The sequence below is a fragment of the Thiohalocapsa sp. genome (genome assembly GCF_019695415.1).
In the GTDB taxonomy this organism is placed as follows: Bacteria; Pseudomonadota; Gammaproteobacteria; order Chromatiales; family Chromatiaceae; genus Thiohalocapsa.
The window spans coordinates 1-5715 of record NZ_JAIFKJ010000609.1 but is presented as its reverse complement, the minus strand read 5'-3'; the positions used below and the strand labels follow the sequence as shown (position 1 = coordinate 5715).

The 5715-nt window shown below is 66.1% G+C and carries 5 protein-coding genes; 1 reads left to right on the top strand and 4 read right to left on the bottom strand.

Translation table 11 applies throughout. The features are described from left to right. Positions 1 to 142: 142 nt before the first annotated feature. The 4 genes from speE to I6U14_RS16675 all read right to left on the bottom strand — a co-directional run bounded on the left by speE (position 143) and on the right by I6U14_RS16675 (position 4870). Positions 143 to 1006, bottom strand: a complete 864-nt coding sequence (speE, locus tag I6U14_RS16690) for a polyamine aminopropyltransferase (protein WP_296900766.1) — start codon at positions 1004 to 1006, stop codon at positions 143 to 145. A gap of 86 nt (positions 1007 to 1092) precedes the next feature. Next, positions 1093 to 1443, bottom strand: a complete 351-nt coding sequence (locus I6U14_RS16685; RefSeq protein ID WP_367115686.1) for an ArsR/SmtB family transcription factor — start codon at positions 1441 to 1443, stop codon at positions 1093 to 1095. A gap of 104 nt (positions 1444 to 1547) precedes the next feature. Beyond that, positions 1548 to 2435, bottom strand: coding sequence for a response regulator (locus tag I6U14_RS16680; RefSeq protein WP_296900764.1), 888 nt, complete (start codon positions 2433 to 2435; stop codon positions 1548 to 1550). A gap of 8 nt (positions 2436 to 2443) precedes the next feature. Continuing rightward, positions 2444 to 4870 carry an ATP-binding protein gene (locus I6U14_RS16675; protein ID WP_296900762.1) on the bottom strand — a complete coding sequence of 809 codons (2427 nt, stop codon included), beginning with the start codon at positions 4868 to 4870 and terminating at the stop codon, positions 2444 to 2446. 131 nt (positions 4871 to 5001) lie between these two features. Here I6U14_RS16675 and I6U14_RS16670 point away from each other — a divergent pair. Then, a partial coding sequence (locus tag I6U14_RS16670; RefSeq protein WP_296900760.1) for a pseudouridine synthase occupies positions 5002 to 5715 on the top strand: 714 nt, incomplete at its 3' end.

Genomic DNA, 5715 nt, shown 5'->3' with positions numbered 1-5715 from the left:
ACCAAACCCCATGCATGTTCAAATCTACTCTAGATTTCGCTTCTAGCTAGCTGTTGTACCTAGCATTTTAGAAGGGATACCTCAGGGTCAGAGCCCTTTTTTGTGAAAAAAGGGCTCTGACCCCTTTTCTTTGGGGGCTTGTTTACTCGATGCTTGCCAAGCGCCGGCGCACGAACTCGGGCTGCGCCAGGGCCGCCGCGTGGATATCGGCGTTGTAATAGGTGGTGTCCAGCAGTTCGCCGGCGTCGATGCGGCGGAAGTCCGGTATCCGCTCGCCGGCGGCGGCCATCGTGGCGCTCCACCAGCCCGACGGGTAGATGGTCTGCGGGAAGAACAGGGTTTGCACGGCACCGAAGCCGGCGCTGCGCAGGTCCTCGTGCATGCTGGTGATGATGTCGAGGTGGTAGAGCGGCGACTCGCTCTGCTGCACCAGCAGCCCGTCGTCGGCCAGTGCCCGCCGGCAGTCGCCGTAGAAATCCGCGGTGAAGAGTCCCTGCGCCGGGCCTACGGGGTCGGTGCTGTCGACGATGATGACGTCCAGGCTGCCAGGCTCGGCGTCGGCCATCCATTGGATGCCGTCGGCAAACAGCAGCTTGGCGCGCGGGTCCCCGTTGCTGGCGGTGAGCTCGGGGAAGAATTGCTCGGCGACGCGGGTGACGCGCTCGTCGATGTCGATCTGCGTCGCCTGCGTCACCGAGTCGTGCTTCAGCACCTCACGCAGGGTGCCGCAGTCGCCGCCGCCGATGATGCACACGCGCTCAGGCGCGGGATGGGTCAGCAGCACCGGATGGGCGAGCATCTCGTGGTAGAGGAAATTCTCGCGCGACGAGAGCATGGTGAAGCCGTCGATGACCATGAGGTTGCCGAACTGCTCGGTCTCATAGACCTCGATGGTCTGGTAGTCGCTGCGCTCCTCGTGGAGCTTGCGGCGGATGCGGAGGGAGAAGGCGCTGCCGGCGCCGTCCTCCACCTCGGTGAACCAGTGCTTGTCGTCCAGGGTCGGCATGGGGCGGCGGCCGTCGGGATTGCGTCGATGGGAAGGTGCGTCGAAAAAGGCAGCTGCGCCGCATCCGGTGCGGCCGCAGCCCGGGCTCAGCGCGGGTAGCGGTCGTCGAGGTTCGCCGGGCAGAGCACGTCGCGCATGATACCGATCAGTTCCAGCAATTGGTGGTTACGGATGCGGTAGAAAATGCGGTTCGCCTCTTTGCGAGCGACGACGATATTCTTGTTGCGCAACTGCTCCAAGTGCTGGGAAATGTTGCTTTGGGACGTCCCCGTGCGCTCGACGATCTCGCCGACCGAGAGCTCCCGGTCGCCCAAAGAGCAGAGGATCTTCCAGCGCAGTGGATGCGCCATCGCCTTCAGCGCCATGGCCGTCAGGGCCGTGTCCTCCTGGGACGGCGACGTGGACGGATCCTGATCCGCGGAATGTTGCTCGTTCATGGCTACAACCATTGCTTACCTTTGGTGGGCAGACCCGCCGCGCAAGCGGGCAGCGGTTGTTGTCGTCGTTGTCGTTCTCCGGCCAGACGGTGTCCGGATGTTGGTCATACGGCCTCCCGGCGACCGGCCACCTTGGTGCGGTAGGCAGCCTCGTCGTCGACGCGGACATAGCCGCTCATGTCCTTGGCGATGCAGATGATCTCGCTGATGTCGCCATTGGCGTCCTTCACGGCGGTGCGCGAAAACAAAATGGGCACCCGCGTACCGTCCTGGGCGATGAAGCGCGCCTCGATCTTCGCAAGCGCGCCGGTGCGGATGAGCGCCTCCAGCCAGGTGCCCATGAAGGCGCCGGCCTCCTCGTCGCCCTCCTCCTCGAAGACGTCGCCGATGGAGAGCCCGATGAGCTCCTGCTCCGGGTAGTCCAGCATGGCGCAGGCGGCCGGGTTGGCCTGCTTGATGACGCCCTCGGGATCCAGCACCAAGAGCGCCTCGCCCATGTAGGTAACGATGTTCTCCAGGTACTGCCGGGCCTGCTCAAGCTCACGGGTGCGCTCGGCGACCTTCTCTTCCAGCGCAATGTTGAGCGCGCGCTCCTTGGCGATGAGCCGGAAGTAGGTGCTGATCTTGTTGATGAGCAGGTTGTCGTCGATGGGCTTGAGCAGATAGTCCACGGCGCCGACCGCGAAGCCGCGCTGCTGGAACTCTTCAGACTTGAAGGCCGCCGTCAGGAAGATGATCGGGGTGTCGCGGGTGCGTTTGCGCAGCTTCAGCAGCGAGGCGGTCTGAAACCCGTCCATCTCCGGCATCTGCACATCGAGGATGATCAGATCGATGTCGCGATGCTCAAGGGTGAGATCGATGGCCTCACGCCCCGACGACGCCTCCAACACCGTGGCGGCGTGCAGGTGCTTCTCGATCAACGTGCGCAGCGTATACAGATTGTGCGCGTGATCGTCGACGATCAGGATTTTGTACCCGGAGGCGTCAGTCATGCCAGCCGTCATGCGATGTCCCGTGCCCCTGCCTCGCCCGTCTCCGGCGCGGCCTGCGCCAGCACCTTTTGCAGGATGTCCGCCAGCTCAGCGGCGTCCAAGGGCTTGGCAAGAAACCCGTCGGCGCCGGCCGCCTGGCAGCGCGCTCGCTGCCCTTCATCCAGGTTACCGATGACGTAGACCGGCGGGCGGCTGCCGGCGGCCTCGTCATTAATCCGACTGATCCTAGCACAGCTTTCTTCTGTTGATGCTGAGGCCGCGAGCAGCAATAGCGCACAGTGACGTTCTTCCTGTAATGTCTCTAACGCCTCGTCTGCATCGGCGGCAGTCTGCACCCGCACGCCCAGGTTCTCGAGCTCGGTCGTGGCCGTCACTAGGCATTGCACATCGCGCTCCACCAGGAGCACCCACTGATTGCCGGGCTCCGCGAGGGAGACCGTCGCCGGCCTGGCAGCCGGCTCGGGGGCGGGCAGCGCCTCCGCTGGCTCCGAGGCCAAAGCGCCCGGGCGGCTTGCGTCTCTGCGGGGCTGCGGCGAGCGCTGCTCCAGGATCTCCACCGCATCCAGCTCCGCCGGGTCCAGCGCCAGCGGCAGCAGCAGCGTGAAGCGCGAGCCCTCGCCGAGGCTGCTCTCCACCCGGATCTCGCCGCCGAGCAACTGTGCCAGCTCGCGGCTGATGGAGAGCCCAAGGCCGGTGCCGCCGTAACGGCGGCGCGTAGAGCCGTCCGCCTGCTGGAAGGCCTCGAAGATGATCTGCTCCTTGCCGGGTGGAATGCCGATGCCCGTGTCCGTCACCGCGATGGCCAGCGGCCGCTCCGCGGTGCCCGGCGTCACCGTGACGGTGATGGTGCCGGTATCGGTGAATTTCGCGGCGTTTGATAGAAAATTCTTAAGTATTTGGCGCAGCTTGCCGCGATCGGTATAGATGCGCTCCGGCGCCTCCGGGGCGATGTCCAGGTGCAGCGCCAGGCCCTTTTGGGTGATGGGCGGGCGCATCATCTCGGCGAGCTCGCCGAGCATGGAGCCAAGCTCCACCCATTCCAGGCTCACGGTGACCGGCCCCGCCTCGATGCGGCTGATGTCCAGGATGTTGTCGATCATGGTGCGCAGATCGCGGCCGGCCTCGTTGATGACCTGGGCCTGGCGGCGCTGCTCGTGATCGAGGCCGGACTCCTTTGCCGCGAGCATCTTCGACAGCAGCAGAATGGAGTTGAGCGGCGTGCGCAGCTCATGGCTGACGTTGGCCAGGAACTCCGACTTATAGCGGTTGGACTGCTCCAGCTCCCGCGTGTGCTCGCGCTCGATGGCGAGGTGCTCGACGTGGTGGCGTGCCAAGGCGTTCAGCTGCTGGCCGAGCTCGCGCACCTCTTGCGGACCCTGCCAATCGAAGCGCCGGCTGACGCCTTGGGGCTCGGTACTGCGCAGGATAGACTCGATGCCGCTGGTCAGCTCCTGGCCGAAGCGCTCGGCGCGGTTCGCGAGCCAGCGGGCGATGAGCAGCACCACCAGCACCAGCGCCAGAATGATGGACAGCACACGCGCCATCAGCGCGTCGCGGAACTGCTCGATGGGCGAGGGGTCCACCGGCCGGCCCACCCACAGTGGCACGCCCTCTTCCGTCAGGAACATCGGCACCCACAGCAGCGGTGGGCCATTCGGGTTCTTCCAGAGGGCGAGCTTGCCGTCGTCGAAGATCTGCTCGAGCCCCGGGAAGTCGTCGAAGGCGGTGGCCGCATCGCTGAGCGGCTCGCCCGGGCGTAGGTAGCTGCCGTCGTTGGTCACCCAGAGCGTCTCGCGGTAGTACTGTGCCAGCCCGCCGACGTCGATGGTCATCAAGAGCAGCCCCGGCGGCAGCTCGTTGGGGCCGCTGCGCTCGCCGATGGGACTTGCGAGCTGCAGGGTCATGAGCTGGCGCGGGTCTTCCATGCCGGCGTAGGGGTTGATGCGGATGCGGCTGACGATGACCTCGCCGGGGTTGAGCTTGATGCCGGCGTTGACGAAGCCTCGGCTCGGCGGCTCCGGCGGCAGTGGCGCGGGCTGCCACTCGTGCGTTTTGGCATCGCGTCTCAGCCAGAAGCGCTCGTTGCCGGCGGCGTCCAAGAACAGGATCTGGATCACGTCCAGCTGGTCCGGCAGCATCTGGTTGATCCAGCCCGTGTAGCGTGCCCGGGCGCGGTCGGTCTCATCGTCGCTGCCGGCCTCGCCCAGGATCACGCCCGGTTCCGGCAGCTTCGCCAGCAGGCGGATCATCTCGTCGCGGCTCGCCAGGTGCTGGTCCAAGTCGCGGAAGTCCGCGCGCAGATTCTGGAGGTAGGCCTTCTGGTAGAACATGGCCGTGCGGTCCAGCACCAGCGGCAGATTGATCAGCACGGCGATGATCAACGGCGCCAGACCGAACAGCAGCAGCAGCAGCAGGATGTAATAACGGAGCTTCACGCCGGGCCTCACCAAGAACTTAACCCGACTACGATAACGGCCCCAGAGACCCGATGGAACGGGGCTTTCCGCCCGCAGCGCGCGGGAATCACCGCCGGCCGCGACGTCTCAGGCCGCCACCGGAGCCGACCATGCTGTCCGTGCTTTATCGCGATGCGCAGTTGGTGGCCGTGGACAAGCCTCCGGGACTCCTCGTGCACCGCACCCGCATCGCTGAGGCCGATACCTTTGTACTGCAGCGTCTGCGCGACCAGCTGGGCCAGCGTGTGTATCCGGCCCACCGGCTGGACCGGCCCACCTCCGGCGTGCTCGTGTTCGGGCTCAATGCAGATGCGGCGAGGCGCCTCTCGGCACAGTTCGAGGCCAGGCAGGTGGCCAAGCATTACCTCGCCGTGGTCCGCGGCTGGCCTGCCGCCGCCGGACACATCGACCCCCCGTTGGACGAGCCGGACGCCGATACCCAAGCCCAGCAACAGCTGCGTGCGGCCCGCACAGCCTACCGTCGCCTCGCCACCGTCGAGCGGCCGGTGGCCGTGGGCCGCTACCCCACCAGTCGTTATGCGCTGGTGCTGGTGACGCCCCACACCGGCCGCCGTCATCAGATCCGCCGCCACTTCGCGCACATTCGTCACCCCCTTGTCGGCGACACCACCCACGGTGAGGTGCGGCACAATCGCTTCTTTCGCTTGCAGTTCGGCCTGCATCGGCTCCTGCTGCATGCCTGGCGGCTGGACCTAATCCATCCCTACACCTGCGCACCGCTGCGCATCCAGGCGCCGCCGGATTCGGACTGGCAGCGCCTGCTCGCGGCGCTGGGCTGTTCGCCTGCGCTGCCGGGGGCCGAG